The sequence below is a fragment of the Synergistaceae bacterium genome (assembly GCA_017444345.1).
Lineage (GTDB): Bacteria > Synergistota > Synergistia > Synergistales > Aminobacteriaceae > JAFUXM01.
Genome location: JAFSWW010000092.1, coordinates 1 through 25,190, shown reverse-complemented (window position 1 = coordinate 25,190; position 25,190 = coordinate 1). Strand labels below are relative to the sequence as shown.

General features: G+C 40.4%; 26 protein-coding genes. 6 read left to right on the top strand and 20 right to left on the bottom strand.

All coding sequences use genetic code 11. The features are described 5' to 3' along the window. Positions 1 to 38: 38 nt before the first annotated feature. A complete protein-coding gene (locus IJS99_06955) occupies positions 39 to 935 on the bottom strand; it encodes a triphosphoribosyl-dephospho-CoA synthase (GenBank protein ID MBQ7561555.1) in 897 nt (298 codons plus the stop codon). A 357-nt stretch (positions 936 to 1,292) separates the two neighbouring features. Here IJS99_06955 and IJS99_06950 point away from each other — a divergent pair, with 357 nt between their 5' ends. Then, positions 1,293 to 2,879 (top strand): mannitol dehydrogenase family protein, encoded by a 1,587-nt coding sequence (locus IJS99_06950; GenBank protein ID MBQ7561554.1) that lies wholly within the window; start codon positions 1,293 to 1,295, stop codon positions 2,877 to 2,879. Positions 2,880 to 2,936: 57 nt separating this feature from the next. On the opposite strand, the gene IJS99_06945 is transcribed toward IJS99_06950, so the two are convergent. Next, positions 2,937 to 3,305, bottom strand: coding sequence for a hypothetical protein (locus IJS99_06945; protein ID MBQ7561553.1), 369 nt, complete (start codon positions 3,303 to 3,305; stop codon positions 2,937 to 2,939). Positions 3,306 to 3,671: 366 nt separating this feature from the next. Here IJS99_06945 and IJS99_06940 point away from each other — a divergent pair, with 366 nt between their 5' ends. The 4 genes from IJS99_06940 (at position 3,672) to IJS99_06925 (ending at position 7,625) form a co-directional block, all read left to right on the top strand. Next, entirely contained in the window at positions 3,672 to 4,601 is a 930-nt protein-coding gene (locus tag IJS99_06940) for a DUF362 domain-containing protein (GenBank protein ID MBQ7561552.1), read from the top strand. Positions 4,602 to 4,604: 3 nt separating this feature from the next. Next, positions 4,605 to 5,513, top strand: coding sequence for a permease (locus IJS99_06935; protein MBQ7561551.1), 909 nt, complete (start codon positions 4,605 to 4,607; stop codon positions 5,511 to 5,513). A 201-nt stretch (positions 5,514 to 5,714) separates the two neighbouring features. Continuing rightward, the gene (locus IJS99_06930; protein ID MBQ7561550.1) at positions 5,715 to 6,737 is read left to right on the top strand and encodes a hypothetical protein; all 1,023 of its coding nucleotides are present in this window, start codon (positions 5,715 to 5,717) and stop codon (positions 6,735 to 6,737) included. Between the two features lie 87 nt (positions 6,738 to 6,824). Then, positions 6,825 to 7,625, top strand: a complete 801-nt coding sequence (locus IJS99_06925; protein ID MBQ7561549.1) for a DUF4422 domain-containing protein — start codon at positions 6,825 to 6,827, stop codon at positions 7,623 to 7,625. A 167-nt stretch (positions 7,626 to 7,792) separates the two neighbouring features. Here the strand turns inward: IJS99_06925 and IJS99_06920 are convergent, their stop codons facing one another. From IJS99_06920 to IJS99_06835, 18 genes are all read right to left on the bottom strand, one after another. Beyond that, positions 7,793 to 11,521, bottom strand: coding sequence for a phosphoribosylformylglycinamidine synthase (locus IJS99_06920; protein MBQ7561548.1), 3,729 nt, complete (start codon positions 11,519 to 11,521; stop codon positions 7,793 to 7,795). Positions 11,522 to 11,614: 93 nt separating this feature from the next. After that, on the bottom strand, positions 11,615 to 11,797 hold the full coding sequence (locus IJS99_06915; protein ID MBQ7561547.1) for a hypothetical protein: 183 nt from the start codon (positions 11,795 to 11,797) through the stop codon (positions 11,615 to 11,617). Next, a complete protein-coding gene (locus IJS99_06910; GenBank protein ID MBQ7561546.1) occupies positions 11,794 to 12,096 on the bottom strand; it encodes a PqqD family protein in 303 nt (100 codons plus the stop codon). The genes IJS99_06915 and IJS99_06910 overlap by 4 nt, the downstream gene beginning before the upstream one ends. Next, entirely contained in the window at positions 12,093 to 12,269 is a 177-nt protein-coding gene (locus IJS99_06905) for a hypothetical protein (protein MBQ7561545.1), read from the bottom strand. Before IJS99_06905 ends, IJS99_06910 begins: the two co-directional genes overlap by 4 nt. 23 nt (positions 12,270 to 12,292) lie before the next feature. Continuing rightward, positions 12,293 to 12,979 carry a radical SAM protein gene (locus IJS99_06900; GenBank protein ID MBQ7561544.1) on the bottom strand — a complete coding sequence of 229 codons (687 nt, stop codon included), beginning with the start codon at positions 12,977 to 12,979 and terminating at the stop codon, positions 12,293 to 12,295. Further along, positions 12,955 to 13,338: a radical SAM protein gene (locus tag IJS99_06895; GenBank protein ID MBQ7561543.1), complete on the bottom strand. Its 384-nt coding sequence runs from the start codon at positions 13,336 to 13,338 to the stop codon at positions 12,955 to 12,957. The genes IJS99_06900 and IJS99_06895 overlap by 25 nt, the downstream gene beginning before the upstream one ends. Beyond that, a complete protein-coding gene (locus tag IJS99_06890; GenBank protein MBQ7561542.1) occupies positions 13,316 to 13,570 on the bottom strand; it encodes a YkgJ family cysteine cluster protein in 255 nt (84 codons plus the stop codon). Before IJS99_06890 ends, IJS99_06895 begins: the two co-directional genes overlap by 23 nt. A gap of 59 nt (positions 13,571 to 13,629) precedes the next feature. Beyond that, complete coding sequence (locus IJS99_06885) at positions 13,630 to 13,797, bottom strand: hypothetical protein (protein ID MBQ7561541.1); 168 nt, start codon at positions 13,795 to 13,797, stop codon at positions 13,630 to 13,632. A gap of 157 nt (positions 13,798 to 13,954) precedes the next feature. After that, complete coding sequence (locus IJS99_06880; GenBank protein MBQ7561540.1) at positions 13,955 to 16,477, bottom strand: FAD-dependent oxidoreductase; 2,523 nt, start codon at positions 16,475 to 16,477, stop codon at positions 13,955 to 13,957. A gap of 61 nt (positions 16,478 to 16,538) precedes the next feature. Beyond that, complete coding sequence (locus tag IJS99_06875) at positions 16,539 to 17,912, bottom strand: TIGR02452 family protein (protein MBQ7561539.1); 1,374 nt, start codon at positions 17,910 to 17,912, stop codon at positions 16,539 to 16,541. Between the two features lie 6 nt (positions 17,913 to 17,918). Next, on the bottom strand, positions 17,919 to 19,175 hold the full coding sequence (gene purD, locus IJS99_06870; protein MBQ7561538.1) for a phosphoribosylamine--glycine ligase: 1,257 nt from the start codon (positions 19,173 to 19,175) through the stop codon (positions 17,919 to 17,921). A gap of 3 nt (positions 19,176 to 19,178) precedes the next feature. Beyond that, a complete protein-coding gene (locus IJS99_06865; protein ID MBQ7561537.1) occupies positions 19,179 to 19,820 on the bottom strand; it encodes an SEL1-like repeat protein in 642 nt (213 codons plus the stop codon). 145 nt (positions 19,821 to 19,965) lie between these two features. After that, a complete protein-coding gene (locus tag IJS99_06860; GenBank protein MBQ7561536.1) occupies positions 19,966 to 21,102 on the bottom strand; it encodes a phosphoribosylaminoimidazolecarboxamide formyltransferase in 1,137 nt (378 codons plus the stop codon). An 88-nt stretch (positions 21,103 to 21,190) separates the two neighbouring features. Next, positions 21,191 to 22,441 (bottom strand): phosphoribosylglycinamide formyltransferase, encoded by a 1,251-nt coding sequence (locus IJS99_06855; GenBank protein ID MBQ7561535.1) that lies wholly within the window; start codon positions 22,439 to 22,441, stop codon positions 21,191 to 21,193. Beyond that, positions 22,435 to 23,445 (bottom strand): phosphoribosylformylglycinamidine cyclo-ligase, encoded by a 1,011-nt coding sequence (locus IJS99_06850; protein MBQ7561534.1) that lies wholly within the window; start codon positions 23,443 to 23,445, stop codon positions 22,435 to 22,437. Before IJS99_06850 ends, IJS99_06855 begins: the two co-directional genes overlap by 7 nt. Further along, positions 23,420 to 23,917 (bottom strand): 5-(carboxyamino)imidazole ribonucleotide mutase, encoded by a 498-nt coding sequence (gene purE / locus IJS99_06845; protein MBQ7561533.1) that lies wholly within the window; start codon positions 23,915 to 23,917, stop codon positions 23,420 to 23,422. The genes IJS99_06850 and purE overlap by 26 nt, the downstream gene beginning before the upstream one ends. Further along, positions 23,914 to 24,207 carry a carbon storage regulator CsrA gene (gene csrA, locus IJS99_06840; GenBank protein MBQ7561532.1) on the bottom strand — a complete coding sequence of 98 codons (294 nt, stop codon included), beginning with the start codon at positions 24,205 to 24,207 and terminating at the stop codon, positions 23,914 to 23,916. The genes purE and csrA overlap by 4 nt, the downstream gene beginning before the upstream one ends. Further along, positions 24,207 to 24,710: a flagellar assembly protein FliW gene (locus tag IJS99_06835; protein MBQ7561531.1), complete on the bottom strand. Its 504-nt coding sequence runs from the start codon at positions 24,708 to 24,710 to the stop codon at positions 24,207 to 24,209. The genes csrA and IJS99_06835 overlap by 1 nt, the downstream gene beginning before the upstream one ends. Before the next feature lie 141 nt (positions 24,711 to 24,851). Between IJS99_06835 and IJS99_06830 the strand changes: the two genes are divergently transcribed. Continuing rightward, the coding region (locus IJS99_06830) for a hypothetical protein (GenBank protein ID MBQ7561530.1) at positions 24,852 to 25,190 on the top strand (339 nt) is incomplete at its 3' end.

Sequence of the window (25,190 nt, the reverse complement as noted above, 5' to 3'; positions counted from 1 at the left end):
GGCATAATTTCAAGTGAGAATATTATATTAGATAAAATTTATTCTTCATAGCCCGAACGAGTTAATTTCATGTCAACAAGTTCATTTATAAATAAAGCGCACGACATAATAACAGCACTTCCCGCCGGACTCGTACCCTTTGAGCGTAAATTTTTGTCCATATTAAAAATTGCGTCGACTCCTTCAACGGTCAAAATTCCGCCCGAGTCTATAACTTTTTTTGCCTCTCTTTGAACGTTTATGAGTCCAGTTATGCCCTCGTTAATTGTCAAGCAAGTATCTTGATTCTCTGACATTATATATATAAGCGCATGAGTGCATTTCTCCCGGAAACTTAATTGTCCCTGAGTCGCCTCAAGTTTACGCAAAATTTCTAAAGCCTTCAGAGTCATATTATAACCGTGTTCAACTTCTCCACGGCAGCCCTCAAGACCGTATGCAATATAAGCCCGTTCACCTTGAGTAAAAATTTTTGTGCCTCGTTTCTCTTCAAGAGTCCATAATTCGCGCTCAATTATTCCATTAGCAAACGCCGACGCAGTGAGAGTCAATGCTCCGGGAGTCAAAATCCTTTTTTGCTTGATTAACCGCCCAGCCGCCGCCGCTAAGAGTCCTAGACAAAAAATGTGTCCCCTAAGCGATAATTTGCCCTTAGTAGCTCGCAGCGAGTCATTTATGCCGATCTTAATAGAAGATTGCAGAATCGTGAAAGAGTCACGGGGATTCAGCGATTCAGTGTCAGCTCCGGCCGAAGCAAAATTTACGAATGACTGAAATAATGACATTGTGCCGTCAATTAAACACGGGTAATCAGTCCCATCAAGTGCGCTGTTGTCAAGCGGCGTGATTAATCCCGGCTTAGGATAAACTGACGCAAATTTTATGATCGATTTTATAGCGTGTCTTGCTACGTTGAAGACAAATAATTCATTCAAGTTTTATGACCTTCCCGCAAAAATATTTGTATAAATTTTACACGTTCAAGCAAATTTTTTCAGAATTCATGACGTAACAAAAAATTTTATAGCCCGCTATATTAATCAGCACCTGCCCGCCCGCCCTCATATGTGTAAAAAATTTTTCGCTGTATTCGCCCGCACCGGTCATTAATGAGTCGCTCGTAAATATTGAGTAGTTCCCGCCCGCCCGCCCCCCGACATTTCTCGCTCGTTCGTGTAAAAATTTTCCGTTATATCTGCCCGCCCGTAATTTATCCCTCGCATGTGTAAAATTTTCTTGCTAGAATTACTACACGATTTATTAATATATATTCAAGGAGGTAATTTATAACTATGCAATTAAATCTGAAGGGACTTTCTGAGCGTTCAAAATGGGAAGAGGCCGGAATCAGACTCCCCAAAAATGACATTCAGAAAATGCGCGACTTAACAGCAAAGAATCCTACGTGGGTTCATTTCGGAGCTGGTAATATTTTCAGGGGCTTTATTGCGGCGTTACAGCAGGATTTACTTGACAAGGGACTTGCTGATACGGGAATAATAGCGGCCGAAACTTTTGACTATGAGATAATCAAAAAAATTTATGACCCGTTCGATAATTTGACTCTCATGGTAACTCTAAGGGCATCGGGAGAACTCGATAAAAATATTATTGCCTCAATCGCTCAAGGAATCCGCGCAGATAGTTCAGACTCTGAAGAGTGGGAGAAATTGCGCAAAATTTTCGTAAATCCCTCGCTTCAAATGGTAAGTTATACTATAACTGAAAAAGGTTACGCATTAAGAGACATGAAAGGGGAATTAATGCCGGTTGTAATTTCCGACATGAAAGCAGGCCCGGCAAAACCTAAGCACGCAATGAGCGTTACAGCCTCGTTATTGCTTGAGAGATTCAAGGCAGGCGCAAAACCTATCGCAGTAGTAAGTATGGATAACTGCTCACACAACGGCGAAAAATTACGTGCAAGCGTTCTCGAAATCGCTAAATCATGGGTAGACAACGGACTCGCTGATAAAGAATTTTTCTCATGGATCAGCGACGAGTCAAAAGTTTCATTCCCGTGGTCAATGATTGATAAAATCACCCCGCGCCCGTCTGAAGTAGTCGAGAATCAGCTAAAATCACTCGGAGTCGAAAATATGAGCCCGGTAATTACGAATCGAAATACTTATATAGCACCGTTCGTGAATGCTGAAGCCCCGCAATATTTAGTAGTTGAAGACAAATTCCCGAATGGCCGCCCGCCCCTCGATAAAGCCGGAGTTTACATGACTGACCGCGATACAGTGAACAAGACCGAGCGCATGAAAGTTACAACATGTTTGAACCCGTTGCACACTGCGTTGGCTGTATATGGCTGCTTACTGGGCTATAAGAAAATTGCGGACGAAATGAGCGACCCCGAATTAAAGAAACTCGTCGAGCTGATAGGCTATAAAGAGGGATTGCCGGTTGTTACTGACCCGAAAATCTTAGACCCTAAAAAATTTATTGATGAGGTTGTAGGAGAAAGACTCCCGAATCAATTCATGCCTGACACTCCGCAAAGAATAGCAACTGACACGAGCCAAAAAATTCCGGTGAGATTCGGCGAAACTTTAAAGAGTTATGCGGCTGATAAATCACTCGATATTAAATCATTGAAGGCGATTCCTTTGGCATTAGCGGGCTGGCTGCGTTATCTCGGCGGCACTGACGATAAAGGCCAAACTATGGAAGTAAGTTCGGATCCCATGCTTGCGACTCTACAGGCTGAACTCAAGAAAACTGGCGGACTTCACGAAATTTTGAGCAACGCAAATATTTTCGGAGTTAATCTTTATGAAGCAGGACTCGGCGATAAGGTCGAAAAATTTTATAACGAGTTAAACGCAGGGCCGGGAGCTGTTCGTGCTGTGCTGAAAAAATATCTTGATTAGGTGAATTTATTAAATAGTCCCCCGTGATTCGCTCATGAGGGACTAAAATTTTTTATTTTACCGTGAATAATGCGCAGTCCCGTAGCTGTCAATCTCAATCTCGTAAATCTCGAATAAATCAAGATCGTGCCACTCCCATTTTTTGCCGTTAGTTAAATCGACTCGTAAATCCCAGTAACGAACATTACGGCGTTTGTGATTGTGAAAATTTATCGTAGTGTGCCAGCCGCTTTTAAGGGGATTCATGTTTACTTTATCCGCATCGCTCCATCTTCTATTAGACGAGGGGCCGACCCATACACGACGAAAAGTTCTGCCGCTGTTGTTGACGAGTTTAAAATTTTGCGCCATCTCTGCAAATGCTGAACTCGTTAATATTGCGGCTAACAATAACGCTATAAAAAATTTTTTCTTGCTAATGTTCATTCAAATAACACTCCTTTGTTAATTAAATATTTGCTAAAATTATGAAGCTGGTTTTTACGAGAATGGCATAAATTTACAACTTTAAGCAATCACGAGTCAATACGCCCTAATACACAAAAAAATAAAATTTTCTCGTAATTTTTCATGGGCAAATATAAATTTTTACTAATACATTTACTAATACAAAAAGTTGAGTTAATTAATTCAGTTGCAAGCATTTACAAAGCAAAAAATTTTGTTATCTATGCAAAAAAATTTTAATGACTCATCACGCAATTTCACGTATTGAATTAAAGCGGGCTTTATCGTTTATGTTTACTCACACGAAAAATTTTTATGATTAAATCAGGAGGAAATTTTTATAACATGAAAAAATTATTTATCGCAGTATTATTAATTCTCGCGCTCGCAAGTATATCATTTGCGGCAAATCCAAAAGTTTATTTCACTAAAGATATTTCTCCGGCGGGAATCATGGCAATTTATAACGCACTCGGCCGGGCAGCATCAGGAAATGTCGCAGTAAAACTCAGCACCGGTGAAGCCGGCAACACTCACTATTTATCGCCGAACTTAATCGGGGAACTTGTGAAAAAAGTCAACGGCACAATAATCGAAGGCAATACAGCTTACGGGGGATCAAGATCAGCTACAGCAATGCACATGCAAGTCGCAGAAGATCACGGATTCACGAAAATTGCTAAGGTCGATATATTAGACTCAGAGGGCGAAATTTCTTTACCAGTGAACGGCGGCAAACATTTAAAACATGATGTTGTAGGCTCACACTTTAAAGATTATGATTTTGTGCTTGTATTGACTCACTTCAAAGGCCACGCAATGGGAGGATTTGGAGGCGCAATCAAAAATATTTCAATCGGAATCGCTTCACCTCGCGGAAAAGTTATAATTCACACAGCAGGCACAAAAGAGTCCGGCAGTATTTGGTACGACAAGCAGGACGATTTTCTTGAGTCAATGGCTGAGGCAGCTAAGGCAATTTCTGACAGTTTAGGCAGCGGACAAAAAATTATGTATATAAGCGTCATGAATCATTTAAGCGTAGACTGTGATTGCGACGGAAACCCGGCAGCTCCTGATATGCATGATATAGGTATTCTCGGCTCGCTTGATCCTGTTGCGTTAGATCAGGCCTGCGTTGATTTAGTGTATAAAGCTCCGGACGGCAAATCATTAATTAATCGAATGGAGTCAAGACACGGGATTCACACTCTCGAACACGCCGCAGAAATCGGACTCGGTTCACGCACTTATGATTTAGTAAATATTGACTAAAGAATGACTAAAATTTTTCAGAGAGAATTTATATATCTCTGGTATTACTTCACGTTACAGCTTGAACAGATTTATATTTACTGGCTGTTAGGAATGGCGATCGGCTCGTTTGTGTCAGTATTCGGCAAAAATAAGATTCACGAGCTTTTCGCCTCCCTCCGTGATAAAAAATTGAGCGTGTTCGGGATTATTCCGGCTTGTATTCTGGGTATTGCGTCGCCCCTTTGCATGTATGGTACGATTCCGATTGCTGCGTCATTTTACGAGAAGGGAATGCGTGAAGACTGGCTTGCGTCTTTCATGATGGCGTCTATATTATTAAATCCGCAGTTAATAATTTACAGTTCGGCACTGGGTCAGACGGCTTTAATTATCAGGATTCTATCTTGCTTTATGTGCGGGATATTCGCGGGCTTGAGCGTAAATTTATATTCAAGAATTACGGGGCGGACTTTCTTTAACTTTTCAGGCTTCTATGAGATTGCGAATCATGACACGGACTCAAATTTATTTATGCGCTATGTAAAAAATTTTGCTCGTAATATCAAAGCAACGGGACTATATTTTTTACTGGGAATATTTTTGACGGCTTTATTTATGCGTTATGTTCCGGCTGAGTCATTTGCGCGGTTATTCGGCCGTAAAAACGGATTCGGGGTTCTCATGGCTGCTACAATTGGAGTGCCTTTATATGCTTGCGGGGGCGGGACGATTCCTTTATTGATTCAGTGGCTCGCTGATGGTATGAGCATGGCAAGCGCGTCGGCATTTATGATAACGGGACCGGCTACAAAGATTACGAACTTGGGTGCGCTGAAAATAGTTCTCGGAGCAAAAAAATTTATTTGTTATATTATATTCGTGATTGCGTATTCGCTTATAAATGGCCTTGTTGTAGATTTGTTTGTGTGATAGTCAGCTTTCATGATAACGCACAAAAAATTATATTATACTCGTTAAATAAATGGCTTAATTATGGATTTGCTTGTGTGATATAATCTCGTCAAAATAAAATTTCAGTTAGTGGGAGATTCTTTAATAATGACGAGGAAAAATTTACATAATCAAGTATCAGGTTCAATTATGCGCTTTAACGGGACGGGTGAATAAGTCATGAATATAATATTTAAGGCTGCCCGAAAAGTTTATATTTTAGTAACGACTTATTCTTGTGTGATTGGCTCTTTCTTGCTTGGCCGGTGCAGTTTTGCGAAATTACGCGCTTTTCTTAAGGATTATACACGTCAAGAATATGGAATTAGATGCCGCAAATTAGGCATAAAACTTAAAGAAAGGACACATTTTAACGGTAAAAGAATTCTCACAACTGACGAGGCAAATATATTTATCGGTGAAGCAATAGAACGCGGGGAGCCTTTCATGGTTGGACGTTACGGCAGCGCAGAATTCTCTAAAATTTGGCGTGTTCGTGATGACGGAAAAGGATTTATAGCTCCTATAGGACTTTCTAAGAAGGATGCAGCCGGTTTTTTCCCAAAAGATAAACAGACAATCATAAAATTTGCAGAAATTATGAAATGGGCAACACAATATGTCGATTTACAGGGAATCTGGAATCCTATGGAAGAGTATATGCTTAAGACATACGGCAAAAATCCGGAATATTGCAATCTCGGTTCTATTGAGCCGTATTTCTCAAAATATCCATGGAGCGCAAAACTTGAGGGGAAAAAAGTTTTAGTAATCAGCCCATTTGTTGAATCAATTCCGTATCAATATGCAAGACGCGAATTAATATGGCCGGGAAAAAACATTCTTCCAAAATTTGAGCTTATGGTACAGCGTTCAATTATGATCTTAGATGACGGCAAAGACTCAGGATTTAATGACTGGTTCGAGGCTCTTGATTTCATGTATAACGAGGCAATGAGCAAAGATTTTGATATAGCTATATTAGGCTGCGGCCCGTACGGTTTTCCACTAGCAGCAAAATTTAAAGCAGCCGGCAAAATAGCTATAACTTTCGGCGGAGCTACACAAATTTTATTCGGTATTAAAGGCGCGCGCTGGGAACAAATGGATGTCTTTGTGAAAATGTTTAATGAAAACTGGATAAGGCCATTAGAAGGCAAACCTAAGGGATATAAGAAATTAGATAATGGCTGTTACTGGTAGAAAATAGCGAATATCCCGGCCGTTATGACCGGGAATTTTTTTTCATGATATAATCTCGACTCAAATAATTAGTGAAAGGACTCTATTATGCAAAATATCGCTGACCAGTTAAAAATTTTAATCTGCTATCATAAACCTTATAATATGCCGCAAAATGATAATAATATTTTCTTGCCGATTCACTGCGGGCGGGCTCTCACTGACTTAGATTTACACATTCAGCCGGATAATTCACTTAATGGCCGGCCATGCGACAACATCAGCGAAAAGAATCCCTATTATTCAGAGTTGACGGCTCTTTACTGGGCATGGAAGAATATAAAAATTTTATACTCTGAAATTAAATATATAGGCTTAATGCATTATCGGCGTTTCTTTGCGTTTGACGAGAGTAAATTTTTCACTGAAGAAATTAATAAACCTGAAAGCGAAATTTTGAATTACAAGATTGACCTTCAACAAATAATAAATATTTTAGAGAGCGGCAAAATTATACTAGTTCGCAGGCAAATTTTTCCTTTTTCTGCAGCGACTCAATATAATGAATCACATTTCAGCGAGGATTTAAGAGTTCTTGAAAATATTATCGCGAGTCAATTCAGCGAATATTACCCGGCATTTAATAAAATAATGAATCATAATAAACTTTCTGCGCGCAATATGTTTATCATGAAATATGAAGATTTTTGCGATTATTGCGAGTGGCTTTTTGCTGTGCTTGACGAGATAGATAAACGCATTAATTATCAGGTTTATTATAGCCCGTATCAAATTCGTGTGCCTGCTTTCATGTCCGAGAGATTATTTAATGTGTATATGCTCAATCACGAAAAGAAAGCTAAATTTTTGAATGTGTATTTTTACGTAGGGGGGGGGGGGCAAACATAAATCTTTAATACATAAAATAATTCTGTTTATTATTGATATATTTTCTTATTTGAGGGACGAACTGACAGCGTTATTATTATATTCGCGCTTTAAAATTGTGCCAAAAATTGTAAGTATAATTCGCAAAATATTTAAACGGGAGAAATGAATTCCCCCCGCAAAAAAATTTATATCTTTCTGAAATATTCACAGGCTGACTCAAAAATTTTCGTGTCGTAATTTCCTGCAACGTTCTTATAAAGACTCGCGCCGAATCTCTCAACATGTCCCATTCTGCCTAAGATCCGCCCGTCCGGTGAAGTAATGCACTCAATCGCAAAACTTGAGCCAGCCGGGTTAAATTCTGTCTTCATACTGGGAATATTATTTAAATCGACGTATTGACTCGCGACTTGGCCGGAATTCATGAGAGATTTATAAATTTCATGACTGCAGATAAATCTTCCTTCACCGTGTGAAATCGGCATAGAATACACTTCACCGACTTTATTTTTTCGCAGCCACGGTGAATAATTTGATATGACTCGTGATCTTATAATTCTTGACTGATGACGGCCGATTTTGTTAAATGTCAGAGTCGCAAATAAGTCTTCAGGATTCGTGAATTTGCCAAATGGTAATAAGCCCGTTTTTACGAGAGCCTGAAATCCGTTGCAGATTCCTAAAATTAAGCCCTCACGAGAATCAATCAAATTTTCTACACTCTCGCGAACTTCAGGACTGCGCAAGAAAATAGCTATAAATTTTCCTGATCCGTCGGGTTCGTCGCCGTTAGAGAATCCCCCCGGAATCACTAAAGCCTGAGAGTCTCTCAATTCCTGCGCAAATTCATGGGCTGACTCTTGCATTAATTCAGGCGTTAGAGTCTTCACGACAAAAATTTTCGCGTTCCCTCCCGCGTTATTAATTGCGTTTGCTGTCTCATATTCGCAGTTAGTGCCGTTAAATACCGGAATCAAAAATTTCGGATTAGATTTTGATTCATGCGAGTAAAAGACTCTGGGAATATCTGAATTTATCTCGAAATCAGGAATCACTGACGAGTCATTTATTTCGGTCGGGAAGATATTTTCAAGCGTTGAGTTATAAATTTTAGCAGCATCGTTTAAATTCACTCGTTGATTATCGCAAATTATCTCCGGAGTCTCAATAACCCGGCCAAGTCTGCAAAGATTCTCGTTCTCGTCAGCAAGTTCGATTATAAATTTACAGCGTTTAGAGTCATCTAATAAATTATTATTCTCGAATTCAAAGCCTAAATTATTGCCTAGACACATTTTAAATATTGCTGCGTGAATCCCCCCGAATGTAGGCACGTAGCACGATAAAATTTTATGATTCGCGTTTAACTCTTGAATCAAAGCAAATAAATTTTTCATTGAGTCAGGCGTCGGCAAGTTATCAGAGTCATAATCGGGCGACAAAATATAAACGTTTGAGCCTGCACGCTTGAATTCAGGAGAAATAATTTTATCGACTTCAGCAGCACACACACAAAACGAAATAAGAGTCGGCGGGACATCGTAATTTTTGCCCGTATCATCAACAAATGAGCCGCTCATTGAGTCCTTACCGCCTATTGCAGCAACGTTAAAATCTAATTGAGCCCTCAAAGCTCCCAGCAATGCCGCAAAAGGAAGTCCCCATTTTTCGGGATTATAGCCGGGCTTGCCGAAATATTCCTGTAGAGTCAGCCAGCAATGTTTTAGATTCCCCCCTGAAGCTATGATTTTACATAACGAGTCAAGAACTGCTATATATGCGCCTCTGAACGGTGAAGATTCGCTAATAAACGGGTCAAATCCGTATGACATCAGCGAACATATTTGCGAACCTGTAAAAATTTCTGCTGCCATTGCTTGAGCCGGCGTTTTCTGAAATTTGCCCCCGAACGGCATTAATAACGAGTGTGCCCCGACCGTTGAGTCAAATATTTCTGAGAGTCCTTGTTTAGAGCACACGTTTAAATCTTTGAGAATAGCAAATAATTTATCTTGAAAAGTTTTATAATCATTCTCACAAGTTTTTATTACAGGCTGATTGACTTTCACGTTTATATTTCTTTCTGCACCGCTTGAGTTTATGAATTCGCGCGATAAATTCACTATTTCATGACCCCGCCAAGTCATTCGCATACTGCCTGAATTATTCACACGAGCTATAATACTTGCCTGAACATCTTCAGACAGAGCTAAATTTTTTACCCGTTCTATATTTCTTTCACTGACTACAACGGCCATGCGTTCTTGAGATTCACTAACTGCAATTTCTGTACCGTCGAGACCTGCATATTTTAACGGAACTGAGTCTAAATCTATATCGAGCCCGTCTGCTAATTCACCTACTGCGACACTTACTCCGCCCGCCCCGAAATCGTTACAGCGTTTTATTAGTCTCGTAAATTCCGGATTCCTGAATAATCTTTGCAGCTTTCTTTCTTCAGGTGCGTTACCTTTTTGGACTTCAGCCCCGCAAGTCTCAAGAGATATAGAACTGTGTGATACGCTTGACCCGGTTGCGCCGCCGATTCCGTCCCGTCCTGTTTTGCCGCCGAGTAATAAAACATAGTCGCCCGACTCCGGCCTTTCACGAATCACATTTTTTTCAGGAACTGACGCGAGAACTGCTCCGACTTCGAGTCTCTTAGCTCTATAGCCCTCGTGATAAATTTCGTCGACTAGTCCCGTGGGAATCCCGATTTGATTCCCGTATGAGCTGTAACCGGCCGCAGATTTCGTAATAATTGCCCGCTGTGGTAATTTGCCCGGCATAGTTGCTTTAAACGGGTCAGCAGCTCCTGTGATTCTCATTGCCTGATAGACATATGCGCGTCCCGATAATGGATCACGAATTGCCCCGCCTATACAAGTCGCAGCACCTCCGAACGGTTCTATTTCAGTCGGGTGATTGTGAGTTTCATTCTTGAATAACAAAAGCCATGACTCATTATTAATATTTATTTTCACAGTGCAGGCGTTATTTTCTTCAGAGTCTACCAAGTCAGGCAACAACCCGCGGGACTTCAAAAATTTTGCTCCTATTGTTGCTATGTCCATTAAAGTAACCGGCTTATCGGGGCTGTAATTTAATTCTTTGCGGATCTCTAAATATTTTGCGAACATGTTAGACACGCTATTATCAAGAATTTCTGCCGAGTTTATATGCGTCAAAAAAGTAGTGTGCCTGCAGTGATCTGACCAGTAAGTATCTAAGACTTTAATTTCTGCGGCGGTGGGCTTGCGGTTTTCCGAGTCAAAATATTTTTTGCAGCATTCTAAATCTTCCCGGCTCATAGCGAGTCCCTTAGTGCTTAATAGATCATCGATAATTTTAACGTCATCAGGGCGCGAATAATTTAAATCAAGTGAGTCATATTCGTTTAATTGTGCTTCACGAGATTCGACCGGGTTTATTAGAAATTTCTTGACAGCGTCAAAATTATTTAATTCCCCGTAAAATAAATATATTCTCGCAGTCTTAATAACAGGCCTGAATCCCAGCAAGAGTCCCGCGCATTGTTCAGCTGAGTCGGCTCGTTGATCGTATTGTCCGGGTAAATATTCAACTGCTAAAATTTTATTAGAATCACCGGGCAAATTTTCTATAATATTATCAGTGAAGGGCTCAGAGAAAATCAAATTTTTACACGAGTCTAATTCCGAATCGCTCAAGCCCTGAATATCATAACGGTTTAAGATTCTTACTTGTGAAATATTCTCATTGCCTGATAAAATTTTTATCTCGTTCAATAGAGTTAATGACTCGATATTATTTGAGTCCTTGCGTTCCGTATAAATTCTATGTACCAGAGTAATGACCTCCTTAAAAAAATTCCCTATTCTACTCGGCTGCGTAGCAGTCGGGTGGGCGGGTGGGAGTAGAATAATGCGTAAAATTTATATTACATGAATAACTCCCTAAATAAAAACGGGAGAATAAGAATAAATCTCACTCTCCCTGAAATTATATTATAAGCTGCAAAATTTTTATTAACTCGCGTATATTGGCTCAAGTCCTGAAGGCATATCAACAGAGACGCTTTTATCGCCCTTGAGTATAGATGCAGCAGCCCCCGCAATAAAAGCACTCGCAACACTCAAGCCAGCAATCGCCGGAATCAAGAATCCGCCTTTACTAGTTCCCATTACTGAAGGAGTTATATATTTTTTCATGACAAATCACCCCCTATTTTGAGCCTGATTAACTTTTTCCATTGTAAATCGCGTAAAAGATTCACTAAATCATTTTCCAGTGAGTCGCGGTTAATATCATATTCGCATAAAAACTTTTCGCAAATTGAGTCAATATTTATATTTCCGTCAATAAATTCCCAGAATTCACGAGCCGTAGAGTTCAGATAAAAAATTTCCTTCTCGTGATTTGCCGCGATTAAAAAATTTCCGTCCTCTCTAACTTTCAGGGCATTACGAACGGGAATAAAATTTTCCAGCATATTATAAGCAGTATTCATGATATAACGGGCTCAAGTTCAAGCAAATTATCACGATTTATCATGTTTACGTCAAATAATTTCTTAACAGCTTGGCCGGCCGCATAACCTCCGATTAATGCAAGACCTACAGCAGGGAACGCAAAAACTGGCTTGGAACTGCTAATTACTTCAGGTTTAGAATATTGCTTCATTAAAAAATTTCCTCCCTATACAATTATAATATTATGTCAGAGTCAAAATAATTCTTGATTCCGTGATTAATTTCGTCTATATCGTCCCACGAGTCAATATAATTAATAATTTCCGGTCTGCTCCAAATATTATGGGCTTTACTCTGCCAAATTTCGCAAAAATCACCGTCTAAAACATTCCCGATAACAAACGGAGCTACACAATCGAGTCTTATATTTCCGTCGGGTCTGATAATTGCTCCTGTCATGGGTGAATTTTGTGAGCGCATTAATTGAATCTTTGTGAGTGAACTTCTTTGTACTTGCATTTTTCCGGAGAACTTGGCCGCATTCTCGTTAATTTTCTCGTGTAAAAAATTTCTCTGCTCATGATTTAATAATATTTCCTGATTCAAAAAAGTTCGTCCGCTGGGCATTATTTCGCCTAAAATTATTCCCGCCGCTCCGAGTTCATAAGCAAGCGAGCACATTTTATCGAGTTCGCATAAATTCTCAGGTGTTACAGAGTGCGCAATCATTACAGGAATCCCCGCACTTGACAACATGAAGACTGCTTTAATAGCTGCGTCAAAGCTCCCTGCTTTCTGCCTGAAAGAGTCATGACGTTCACGAGTCGCCCCGTCTATGGAAATTTGCAGCCATTTATAACGATATTTCGCGAATGATTTAACTTTTCCGGGAGTCATTAATAATCCATTTGATATAAGCAAAAAATAGTCCCGTCATCGTGTAAAATATTCATGATCTCGAATAGGTCATCACCCAGTAAAAGCGGCTCGCCTCCTGAAATTACGCACTGAAAGATTCCGCCGTGATTGACGAGATAGCGCGCAAAATTTACCCATTTTTCGGGAGTCATTCTATCAGGTTTAGAATTATTCTCGCCCGATAAATTATAACAGTGCTTACAATGGACGTTACAATGTGAAGTAAGCTCAAATTGCAGTGTTAAAGGCATCATAAATTTTTTAGGATATAAATTTTCAGATATAAGCCGCTTCAGATAATTTGACTCGTCCTGAGCTGCTTTCTTGTCTCGTAAAAAATTAATTTTCGCGTAATCTTTCATAATTGCCGCTCCTTATTGATTCGCAGGAAGATATTAAAATCTCGTCAAATTTTTCGCGTGTCATGACATTTTTTAGATTCTGTTCATAAAATTTTTTGTTGTTGCAGATAATGGGCCGGGAGTCATAGATTCTGCATAGTCTTGAGTCAGAGTCAAAATATTTGCAAGTTCCTGAGCCGTTATTTAACTCTGCTGCGATTTGTGATATTTCCGGCAAATTTTGAGCCTGCAAGAAATTCATTAACTCACAGCAGGAGCCGCATTTTTTGCACACGAACATTTTTTTACGCGCTAAATTTTAACCCATTTAGGTTTATGCTTGCCGTCCGGACTTGATGGACATCTGCCGCCTATACTGGGAGGATTTGAATGGGGCTGACCAAGACTCTCGCTTATTGATGTTGAAGAGCCGCCCTTACCGCAATAAATGCAGACACTTTGATATTTTACTGTTGACATGATTATGACCACTTTTCTATAAAGTATTTGCGTAAATTATAGGGGGGGGGGGGGGGTATTATTCAATCGGTAATTTTCACAGTTTAAGCGATAAAAAAATGGGAGAACGAGAATAATTCCCGCGCTCCCTGAAAAAATAATATTTCACGAAAAATTTTTATTGATTCTCGGCATTAAGAGTCTTTGCTGCTGTTCGGCCTGATACAAAAATTTCAACTATAGCATTTCCGCCGAGTCTATTTCCGCCGTGAATTCCGCCTGTAACTTCTCCCGCTGCGTAGAGTCCGGGAATTATGCGCCCTTCTGAATTCAAAACGTGCCGCCCTGTATCAACAACAAGTCCGCCCATTGTGTGATGTGTGCTCGGTGCCATGAGTCTAATAGTCATAACTGTATTATCTAAATCATAACTATCAAGATTATAAGTTCCGTCGGGATTCTTGCTTACATTTCCGATAGTTCGTGAAGCTATAGCCTTGCCCACGTCGGGGAATTCTCCGCCAGTCATTACTGCTTTGTCGTAGGCTCTAATAGTCTGCTCGACGACTTTAGGATCAGCTTTGACTCCTAATTCTTTAAATAATTCGGGGAGCTCGGAAATTTTGCGCCTGTAATAACGCCCGGGATAATCGCCGGTTTCAGGCAATTGAGTCGGGGCGGGCATTTTCTGCTCAACGTTATAGAATTCTAAGAAAACGCCTTTACTGCCTTTGTAGTCCATTCCATTTTTGAATTCAGCTAAAGAAAGTACATCGCGTTCTGAACCCTCATCGACGAATCTATGTCCAGTATTTGGATTAATCCAGCAAGCATAATTACCGCCTCCAAATGCTAAATTGCCGTTATCGATCCAAGAAATGGGCATTAATTGAGTGAATCCCATGCCTGTAACTTTTGCGCCGACTGCTTGAGCCATTGTTATGCCGCTGCCCTGTAAACTTGATCTATTAGTCGTCTTAGTAGTTGTTGAGAGATATTCAGGTGACCAATAAATATTTTCGTCGACAACTTTAACGAGATTTGCAGCATATCCGCCGGTTGCTAAAATTACACCTTTTGCCGCATAAGCAGTAATTTTTGTGCCGTCATAGCTTGTAGCACGGACTCCGATAACTCGCCCGCCCTCGTAAATTAATTCATTCACTGTAGTACGAGTCATAATGCGATTTAATTTATTAGCTTGTTTCATTGCATTAATCGGAGCTACAAAGAAAGTTCCCCAGCGGCCTTTGTATTCTTCTTTTACGCCGTCGCCGTTAGTGTCAACATTTGCACCGACGAATTCATTTTCACGATACCATAATGCGCCGATTAAAGTGGGCTGTGTATCATCATGAAAAGTAGAACCCATTGACTCGAGCCATTCTTTGAGCCCTTGACCGTCTTCAATAAATTGCTTGACGAGATCGACATTTCCATAAATCCAAGTTGATTTATCTGCGCTTTGTCTCAATCCGCCGTAATAAGTCTGGAAAATGTGAAGATTCAGAGTCGAGAACAGCGTCAAATTATTTTCTGGAATTCCTGCGTCGAGTTTAGGCTGTGCCCAGTCAAGATAGGCTTTGATTTCTTTCTTGAGAGCCTGCAATACCGGCAAATATTCAGAGTGTACACCGTGTTTTGATAATTCTTCAGCGTCTCCGGCTACATACTCATGAGTCTTATAATATTCTGCGTCAAATGGCGATTCGTTCCAGTTAAGAATCATCTTTAATTCTTTAATGCAGCCCTGAACAGATTTAACTTTCTGGTAAGATTGACCGTTAAAAGCAAAAATCCCCGTTTCAGCGTCAGGATCTTTAGGGTCCCATACAAGATAGGGCATGACACTTTGATATTGACCGCCTGACACTAGAGTATTCCCGCCGACTTCTGCGTTTTTCTCAAGAATTAATACTGTGTTGCCGTCCTGTGCTGCCTGAGCCCCTGCCGCGACTCCTGCTCCGCCTGCACCGACTATTACGACATCATAAACAAGTTTTATATCGTCCTGTGCATTGTGAATAATTTTCGCTTTCTTGAATGCTTCAATATTTGTACAGCCTGCCATTTCTGCCGCGTTATTAACTGCGTTGCGTAGTGCCCTAGTCGAGAAAGTAGCCCCGCTGATTGCGTCAACTCCTGAGCCGTTAGCCTGCAACATTTCAGGAATCATAAACGTGAAAGCTATATCTCCTACGTGTTCGGTCTCTTTGTGCGAAATTATTTCGATTCCTGTCATTTTGTCAGCTGTGAAAGTCGCTTTAATTTTTACAGGGCCGTTATAGCCTTCTGACTCTGACTCATAAGTTCCGGGAGTAAATGAAACGGGCTTGTCTTTATCTTCCGGCTTTTCTCCGCGTGCAAGTGATAAAGCCTTCTCTACTGCTTCAGATATTCCATTGCGAGTCATAGTTGCGCCGCTTACTGAGTCAATCTGCCCATCAGTCCTACCGATTAAAGCCTCGCCGTATTTGCCGAATAATGGCACACCAAACGGGACTTCTTCGGGAGCGTCGATCTCAATTTTTGTAATAGCATTCTCGTCTACGGTAACATGAACTATTACGTCAGAATTTTCGCTGTAACCCTTGCCGCGTCCTTCATAAGTTCCGGGCGTAAAGATTCCCCCGTAAACACATGAACTCATGACAAGAGAAATAATTATTGTAATTATTGCAAAAGAAAATTTTTTGTGCATAATAAATACTCCCCTTTTTGTGTGTGAAAATTTGATAGTTGAATCATAGCATAATCAAGCATTAATTTATCTTGAAACCGTCAAGAATTTCACGGAAAATTATATAATTCTCGCTTTTTTCCGGATCTATATGACTCTTGACAGCGAAACAAATTTTATTAAACGCGCCTTTAAATTCATTTTCGCGTAAAACCTCGCCGAATAACTGCGCAACATGACGGGGTGGACAGTGAAAAGCGCCGCAGCCTAATGCACCTAAAACAAGATTTCTTTGCTTATTCTCGCAGGCGATTCTAAAAATTGTACGGATTTTATTTTTCACGCCGATTACTAATTCAGGAATAATATACTCTTCACCGTTTATAATTTCCCGTTCGGGGTTTACCATTCCGGCGACTGCGATAAAATTAACTTCCCACGGAGATTTTATAAGCTCATATCCGCGCGACTCGTTTTCTCTGAAGACAATTACACCGGGGCTATAAATTCCGCCGAAACTTCTATCTAATGGATATTGATATTTTGAACGCTTGAGTCCGTATCGTTCGGCATAATCAGCGAAAATATATAAAAATTTGTAGTAGTCCGAGCAGTGAAATAAATATTCTTCTTGAGCTGCCGAGCCTCCAACTACACCGCCGCCGGGGTTATGCCTGTTTGCGAGATTCAACACACAGACTTCGAGACCCTGATTTACCCAGTTATGAGCGACATCAAGACAATCATCGGGCACTACTTCAATTTCAGGCTGAATATTGAGCGGCTCAAACTTGGCTGTAAATTCATTCTCGTAAAATTTTGACTCTTTGCGGGGGTTGTCTTCACTGCGCAATAAAATTTTTTCATCGTCTGATAACTCATAATAATTAGCTTCAACTATTGCAAAAGTATTTTGCCAGACTTCACGATTTAACGCCCTATAATCAGGTGCAGTATCATTTAATCTGTTGAGCCAGTTACGAGAATCCCACGATAAATTATTATTTTCCGGCAAAATTCGCGGCTTTGGCTTGAATGAGTTAATAATCTGCAAAGTGTTATAGTCCTGCTGACCAGCAAAAAATTTATTTATTGCCTTGTGAAAAATTGAGTCATTCCCCGATATATACGCAAAAAGAGTCATGCAAGAATGCAGCTTCATATCGTCGGGACTGCCCATAATTTTATTAGCGTCATTTTCTTTGAGTTCAAGCAATGCCCTTGTGATTTCCTGTAATCTTGCGCCTAAAACGGGATGAGCTAAATATTTTTTTGCCTCGTCAACGTCTTCAATTCCGTAAAAATCAGAATTATAGCTATAGCCCAATCCCCTAAGCTGAGGGAATATATACCAGATCCAATGACTCTTTTTCCGGCCGTGTTTTATCTCGTTCAATGCGATATTATAATCACTTTCTTGAGCCGATATAAAACGTTCGAGATTATAATCTTTCATGATAAATTATCTCGCTCCTATATCTGACCTGTAGCGCATATTTTCAAATTTTATGCAGTTGACGGCCTCATATGCTTTAGTTCTTGCTGAAGGAAAATCATTCGCGACTGCATTAACAGCTAAGACTCGCCCTCCTGCCGTGTAATATTGCCCGTTTTCAAATTTTGTCCCGCAGTGGAAAATTTCGACTCCTTCTATCTTATCAACATCGCCGAAATCGATTTCATAGCCTGATAAATATTTGCCGGGATAACCTCCTGACGCTAGAATAACACAGCAAGACGCAGAGTCTTTAAACTTTATATTAAGCTCGTTCAATCTCTCATCACGTACAGCAAGCAAAATATCTAGCAAATCACAATCAAGCAAAGGCAAAACGGCTTCAGCTTCAGGATCTCCAAATCTGCAATTATACTCGATGACTTTTGCGCCGTCCCGAGTCAGCATTAACCCGAAATAGAGACATCCTTTAAATTTGCGGCCTTCCTGATTAAGTGCGTTAATAGTGGGCAGAAATATTTTTTTCATGCATTCGTCTGCAATCTCATCACTATAATAAAAATTTGGAGCAGCGACTCCCATTCCGCCGGTATTAGGGCCTTTGTTGCCGTCATAGATTCTTTTGTGATCCATTGACGAAATCAGCGGGAGTATAGTTTTGCCGTCAGTTAAAGCTAAAACAGTAACTTCCGGGCCTCGTAGACACTCTTCAATTAAAATTTTCTCCCCGCTCGCTCCGAATGCTTTATCCTTCATGCATGAAATAATAGCGTCCCTTGCCTGTTTGAAATTTTCAGCGACTGTAACGCCCTTCCCCTTTGCGAGCCCGTCAGCTTTTATTACAATCGGACAATCTGATAAAGCCGCATGTGATAAAGCCTCGTCTAAGTTCGTGAAGACTTTATATTTTGCAGTGGGAATGTTATAACGAGTCATTAATTCTTTTGCGAAAATTTTGCTGCTCTCGATTATTGCTGCGTTCTGAGACGGGCCGAAACATTTAACGCCGATTGACTCGAGCCTGTCAACTGCTCCCAGTGCTAAGGGATCATCAGGTGCGACAATTGCGAAATCTATAGAATGAGTCTCAGCAAATTTTACGATTCCGTCAATGTCTTCAGCTGAAATATTAACGCACTCGGCAATTTGTGAGATCCCCCCGTTGCCGGGAAGAGCATATAATTTTTTGACTCTGGGATTCTTTGCGACGTATTTTGCGATAACGTGTTCACGCCCGCCCCCGCCGATTATGAGAATATTCATAAATTATTCGCCTCCCTTTATTGATTTAACTTTCTTGACTGCCTCATCTTGAGCTAGCTTAATTTGCCGGGCTGAAAGCATTTCAGTCAACCTGATTATATAGTCTTGATGTATATGAGTGATATTAAAGCCGCATAATCTCGCAACTTCAAACCAGAAATAAGCGCGGAGGGGATTCTCTTTTGCCTTGTTATAAAGCACTCCTAAATGATATTGAGCGTTAGTATTACCCTGATTTGCCGCCTTAGTGTACCAGTAAATAGCCTTGTCGTAATTTTTCTCGAATCCGTTGCCGCTCTCGTAATAAGTTCCCATTACGTTTTGTGCTGCAGGGTCGCCCTGTTCGGCCTTATTCAAATTTTTTGCTGCTGATTTGCCGAGTCCTGCGCGTTCCTTTGCTGTGAGCCCGTATTTCTTAGCATTATCAATATCGGGTATATCTTCGAGCTTGTAATCTTTCTCGTCTTTAGGGTCGCTGATTCCGGACATTGACTCTTCAATGGGAATTTTGCCGTCAGTTACGAGTTTACGGAAAAAAATATCAATTGCTTCTGACACTGCACCGGCCGAATCAAGTTCAAGCGCATTGCAGACAAGTTCGAGTCTCTGCGCGTGTTTCTCGTCAAGTTCGATATTAATAGACATAAAAATTTGCTCCCTTCTATATAAATAAATAATAAATATAGCGTGATTACAGATTTTGCTTTTCTCCTATTCTACTCTGCTACGAAGTAGCAGGGTGGGCGGGTGGGAGTAGAATATTAGGAAAAATTTTTTGCTGCTATATATATTAATGATGGAATAATCTTTTACCCGTCATTACCATTGAAATATTATGATCGTCGCAGGCCTTAATCACTAAATCATCACGAATAGATCCGCCCGGCTGTGCAATAAATTTAACGCCGCTCAAATAAGCACGTTCTATATTATCAGCGAACGGGAAGAATGCATCACTGCCAAGTGACGCGCCGGAATTACTTGCAAGCCATTCTTTACGCTCGGAATCTGAAATAATGCCGCTGTTTGTCGTGAGAATTACATTAATTGCGTTGTCTCGTTCAGGCCGGCCAAGTTTTGAATTAAATTCTAAATCTAAAATTTTCGGGTGTTCGCGTAGAATTCTTAAATCTGCCTTATCACATGCAAGTTTTACACAATGAAGTCTTGATTGCTGACCAGCTCCGACTCCCAGTGTCTGCCCGTTTTTAGTAACACAGACTGAATTAGACTGAGTATATTTAAGAGTTATCAGCGCAAGAATTAAATCACGTTTTGCGGACTCCGGCATTATCTGCGAGACAGTAACAAGAGAGTCAAATTTTGATAATTCACAAACGGGGGCGGTGCTTCTCGACTGCTCAAAAGTTATCCCGAAAACGTCGCGGGTCTCTAAATTTTCAGGCTCATAATTTGAGTCAATCTTGACAACGGCATAATTTCCTTTGCGCTTAGATTTCAAGATTTCCAGTGCTTCAGGCTCATAATCAGGGGCAATGACTCCATCCGAAACTTCACGGCGTATATATTCAGCTGTAATCTTGTCGCATTTATCACTAAGTGCTACCCAGTCCCCGAAAGAAGAAAGCCTGTCAGTCCCGCGCGCCCTTGCATAAGCACAAGCAAGTAACGAGTCATTTATATTTAATTTCTCGTCAACAAAGAATAATTTGCGCTCATTGTCATTTAAGGGAAGACCTAAAGCAGCACCCGCCGGACTCACATGCTTGAATGACGCAGCAGCAGGAAGATTTAAATTTTTGCGTAATTCCTTCACTAACTGCCATGAATTCAAAGCGTCAAGAAAATTTATATAGCCCGGCCGGCCGTTGAGAATCTCAAGCGGTAAATCCTGATTATTTCTCATGAAGATTCTTGCTGGGCTTTGATCGGGATTACAGCCATATTTTAATTTGTACTCGTTCATGAATAAATCACTCCTTTAATATATATAGCGTGTTATATTTTACAGACTCGAATAAATGCCGCAAAATTTTTTACGTGAATGCAAATTATCACAGTGTATTAAATAATTTGTCGGTATAGCTCGATAAATCAGGCTCATAAAATCTCACATAAAGCGCGACTCTATAATCTTCGCTGAGTTCCGCCCATAGTGAATCAGCAAATAAATTTATATCATCGCAAATTTTTACTTCTCTAGGTTCGCCACTGAATGAAGGCAAAATTTTATCCCTCATAACGTCATGATCATAAGTGTGAATTAAATGACCTGTTCCTGCTTTAAATTCATACTCGAAAAAGAATCGCCCTGAACGTTTAAGAATGCTTTGTGTGTAGCCTTCTTTGTTAATAATCGCGCTGATTCTGGGCGTATAGTGGGGTGCGTCCGGTTCATATTCGCGAGTCCTCAAAGCCTGCTCAAAAGTTTTTGACTCGTTCAAAAAATTATAAATCGTGTCAGTCTGATCCCCGTTAGTTACTATAATATTTTCTCCGTGAACTCTAAGCGGCGAATAAAGAATTAACGAACTGTCAAAATCCTGCTTTATATTCACGAGCTTAATAATTAAATCATCGCCAGATTTAGCAAAGATTCTTGACTTGCTTGACTGACTGCGGCCCATAATGAAATAAGCGAGCGCAATTTGTCCGGACTCAGTCATTCCCGTTATAATTCCCCGGCCGGGATATTTCATACAAGGCTCAAAAATTTTCGGCTGTATTTTCCTGCAAACTTCTTCAACAGCACGCGGCAAAATAACCCATTCCGCAAATTCCATGACTCTGCGCTGTAATTTTTCCGGTGTATCATCAGGGAGAATATTTATTGCTTTCTGCGCTATAATCTGCCCTCCGTCGGGAATCTCATTCACATAATGAACAGTAGCTCCGGTAACTTTTGCGCCCGAATTCAACACAGCTTCATGAACGTGAAGACCGTAAAAGCCTTTGCCGCAAAACGCAGGAATTAATGACGGGTGAATATTTATAATTTTTGCGTTACAGGATTCAATAAAATTTTTGCTTAAAATATGCATGAATCCGGCCAAGACGATTAAATCAGGACTAAATTTTTTAAGCGAGTCTAACAATCTTGACTCAAAATTTTCGCCCGACTCCTTCAAGCTCACTACTTCACTGGGAATATTTGCACGTTTAGCGCGTTCGAGTGCAAATGCTTTATCATTGCTTGAGATAACCTGCACAATTTGACCCGATTTAATTATCCCGTTATTCTGCGAGTCAATTAGGGCCTGTAAATTCGTTCCGCCTCCTGAGACAAGCACGGAAATTTTCACCATAAAATTACGCCTCCATTTTCGTTATTAATTATTTCTCCGATTATATATGACTCGTTTAAATTTTTTAGAATCCCGTCAACATTTTCAGGCGAAATTATTAAAATCATTCCCACGCCCATATTAAAAACGTGATACATTTCGTCAAGCTCGATATTTCCGGCCTTCATAATATAGTCAAATACAGGGAGAGTCTTAATTTTTGAGAGTTCGATTTTTGCCGCGAGTCCTTCACCGAACGCCCGGGGGATATTCTCATAAAAGCCGCCGCCCGTTATATGAGCGATTGATTTTATTTTATCGATAACCGGCAACACTTCACGGACATAAATTTTTGTAGGAGTTAATAACTCTTCACCCAGACTCTTAGCGAACTCGTTAATATATTGCTTGAAATCATGTTCCGCTAAAATTCTTCTTACAAGTGAGAATCCATTAGAATGCACACCAGTTGAAGGCAGAGCAATAATAATATCGCCTTGTTTCACGTTTGAAGGATTCAAAATCTTTTCGCGCTCAACTACTCCGACAGCAAAACCGGCTAAATCATATTCATTAACTGGGTAAAATCCCGGCATTTCCGCAGTCTCTCCGCCTATTAACGCACAATTTGCCTGCACGCAGCCTTCTGCAACACCTGAGACAATTTGCGCAACTTTTTCCGGATAATTTTTGCCTACAGCTATATAATCAAGAAAAAATAACGGCTTGGCTCCCGAACATAACACATCATTAACGCACATAGCAACGCAGTCAATCCCGATTGAGTCATGTTTATCGAGTGCAAAGGCAATTTTTAATTTTGTCCCGACTCCGTCTGTGCCGCTCACTAAAATGGGATTCTTGAGTCCTTCAGGAAGTGCGAACATCCCCCCGAATCCTCCTAAATCAGAGAAAACCCCTTCAATTTTCGTGCGTTCAACGTGGGAGCGCATTAATTTTACTGACTCATAACCTGCTGTAACGTCAACGCCTGAGTCTTTATATGAATTTCGCTTGTATGTCATGATTCTTTTTCTCTACACTTTCCGACATTTTTTGAGTCTCGATTTCTAATTTTTGCGCTAAATCATTATCACTAACGGCCAAGATTCTCGCAGCAAGCCACGCAGCATTTGCCCCGCCGTCAATGGCAACACAAGCAACAGGGACTCCCGGGGGCATTTGAACACTTGAGAGTAAAGCATCAAGCCCGCCTAAATCTTGACTCATAACAGGAACGCCAATAACGGGAACTCTTGTATGAGCAGCTAACACGCCCGCAAGTGCCGCAGACTTCCCAGCAATGGCAATTATTACGCCGTAATTATTATCACGTGCATTAATGGCAAATTCCCGCGCTTTTTCCGGAGTCCTATGAGCAGAAATTATATTTACTGTGAACTCAAGCCCTAGAGTCTTTAACACTTTTACGCACTTCTCAGCAATATTTAAATCACTGTCAGAGCCTAATACAACCGCAATTTTTTTATCGTTCATTCTTTATCATCAATCCTATTATTAATATGAACCGTGGGAATCTTTGAGAGTTTCGAGAATGTCGACAATGGCAGGCGGGTCGCAGCTTTATAGTCCGGAAATCTCACACCTTCTGCGGCTGTCTTGTTTTCTTTGACGATTACGTCCCATAATTCTTTGCGCCAACTTTGAGTCGATTGCGGGGCAGTTATTCCGAGTCTTACTACATCGCCGCGAACGTCAATTACCATTATTTCAATGTCTGTGCCGATTTGAATGCTTTCATTAACTCTTCTGCTTAAGACGAGCATTATTCATCGCCTCCGTTTTCTTGCTTTAATTGAGCAGGTTGAGCAGAAGCCTTCATTTTTTCGCGGACATCTTCAGGGAATATAACATGTCTTATCGGGTACTCTTCATTGAGGGCTATAACCTGCACGGCCTTATGAGTCTTTAAATTTATGAGAATTGGAGCGCGTAAATTTGCCGTCATGTTCCACGGAGCAGCAGGAGGAATCGAGACGACTATTAATAATGCAAGGTCAGCGGGATTTACTGTGCCTATCATCTTTAGCTCATCTTCAGGGATTCGGGCGTTATAATCCGGTTGAATTGCGTCGGGTGAAGTTACTGGGAGTGCTAAATCTCCGTCGTTAATGCTTTGAAGCCATTTAATTGCGCTGTCATCACTGCCTGCTAAAATCCATTCGTGCATAGTCTCAAATGCAGGAATACCGCGCGGAAAAAATAATAAATCTTCCTGTTTATATTCGACCTCGCCAAATCTTGAAGTCTTTATAGTCATGTTTGACATTCAATATCACATGCTTTCATGAAAAATTTTTATACATAATAATAGCATGTTCTGAACGCCTTAACGTTGCCAAGTTCATAAAATCGGGGTAAACTGACAAATCACTAAACCAGAATATTATATAAAAGGTGAGCTTGTAATTTGAAGCAGGATTTAATGGACTGGCTTAATAATAATAACAAAGACGCAGGGACGGGACTATTACTCGCCCCGATTAATGCTGCTATAAATGCGCACGACCTGCAGAATATTACAGAGACTCCGGGCAATGACGCAAATATTTTAGACGAGCAGGAAATATTATTCTCTCGTGAAGATACTATACAAGCGCAAAATATAACGGGTGAAATTTTTGCGCATGATTTATCACATGACGAACACGAAAATATAACGCCTTCAAGTGAAATAACCAGCGAACAAGATATAACATCAACACTATATCAGAATCTCGCAAATTCTCTTGAGTCATATGATCCGGAT

Bases quoted from the DNA above. Each gene is read 5' to 3' on its own strand.
- IJS99_06950 (MBQ7561554.1), top strand. From the start codon at position 1,293: ATGCAATTAAATCTGAAGGGACTTTCTGAGCGTTCAAAATGGGAAGAG.
- IJS99_06945 (MBQ7561553.1), bottom strand. From the start codon at position 3,305: ATGAACATTAGCAAGAAAAAATTTTTTATAGCGTTATTGTTAGCCGCA.
- IJS99_06940 (MBQ7561552.1), top strand. From the start codon at position 3,672: ATGAAAAAATTATTTATCGCAGTATTATTAATTCTCGCGCTCGCAAGT.
- IJS99_06935 (MBQ7561551.1), top strand. From the start codon at position 4,605: ATGACTAAAATTTTTCAGAGAGAATTTATATATCTCTGGTATTACTTC.
- IJS99_06930 (MBQ7561550.1), top strand. From the start codon at position 5,715: ATGAATATAATATTTAAGGCTGCCCGAAAAGTTTATATTTTAGTAACG.
- IJS99_06925 (MBQ7561549.1), top strand. From the start codon at position 6,825: ATGCAAAATATCGCTGACCAGTTAAAAATTTTAATCTGCTATCATAAA.
- IJS99_06915 (MBQ7561547.1), bottom strand. From the start codon at position 11,797: ATGAAAAAATATATAACTCCTTCAGTAATGGGAACTAGTAAAGGCGGA.
- IJS99_06910 (MBQ7561546.1), bottom strand. From the start codon at position 12,096: ATGAATACTGCTTATAATATGCTGGAAAATTTTATTCCCGTTCGTAAT.
- IJS99_06905 (MBQ7561545.1), bottom strand. From the start codon at position 12,269: ATGAAGCAATATTCTAAACCTGAAGTAATTAGCAGTTCCAAGCCAGTT.
- IJS99_06895 (MBQ7561543.1), bottom strand. From the start codon at position 13,338: ATGAAAGATTACGCGAAAATTAATTTTTTACGAGACAAGAAAGCAGCT.
- IJS99_06885 (MBQ7561541.1), bottom strand. From the start codon at position 13,797: ATGTCAACAGTAAAATATCAAAGTGTCTGCATTTATTGCGGTAAGGGC.
- IJS99_06880 (MBQ7561540.1), bottom strand. From the start codon at position 16,477: ATGCACAAAAAATTTTCTTTTGCAATAATTACAATAATTATTTCTCTT.
- IJS99_06875 (MBQ7561539.1), bottom strand. From the start codon at position 17,912: ATGAAAGATTATAATCTCGAACGTTTTATATCGGCTCAAGAAAGTGAT.
- purD (MBQ7561538.1), bottom strand. From the start codon at position 19,175: ATGAATATTCTCATAATCGGCGGGGGCGGGCGTGAACACGTTATCGCA.
- IJS99_06865 (MBQ7561537.1), bottom strand. From the start codon at position 19,820: ATGTCTATTAATATCGAACTTGACGAGAAACACGCGCAGAGACTCGAA.
- IJS99_06860 (MBQ7561536.1), bottom strand. From the start codon at position 21,102: ATGAACGAGTACAAATTAAAATATGGCTGTAATCCCGATCAAAGCCCA.
- IJS99_06855 (MBQ7561535.1), bottom strand. From the start codon at position 22,441: ATGGTGAAAATTTCCGTGCTTGTCTCAGGAGGCGGAACGAATTTACAG.
- IJS99_06850 (MBQ7561534.1), bottom strand. From the start codon at position 23,445: ATGACATACAAGCGAAATTCATATAAAGACTCAGGCGTTGACGTTACA.
- purE (MBQ7561533.1), bottom strand. From the start codon at position 23,917: ATGAACGATAAAAAAATTGCGGTTGTATTAGGCTCTGACAGTGATTTA.
- csrA (MBQ7561532.1), bottom strand. From the start codon at position 24,207: ATGCTCGTCTTAAGCAGAAGAGTTAATGAAAGCATTCAAATCGGCACA.
- IJS99_06835 (MBQ7561531.1), bottom strand. From the start codon at position 24,710: ATGTCAAACATGACTATAAAGACTTCAAGATTTGGCGAGGTCGAATAT.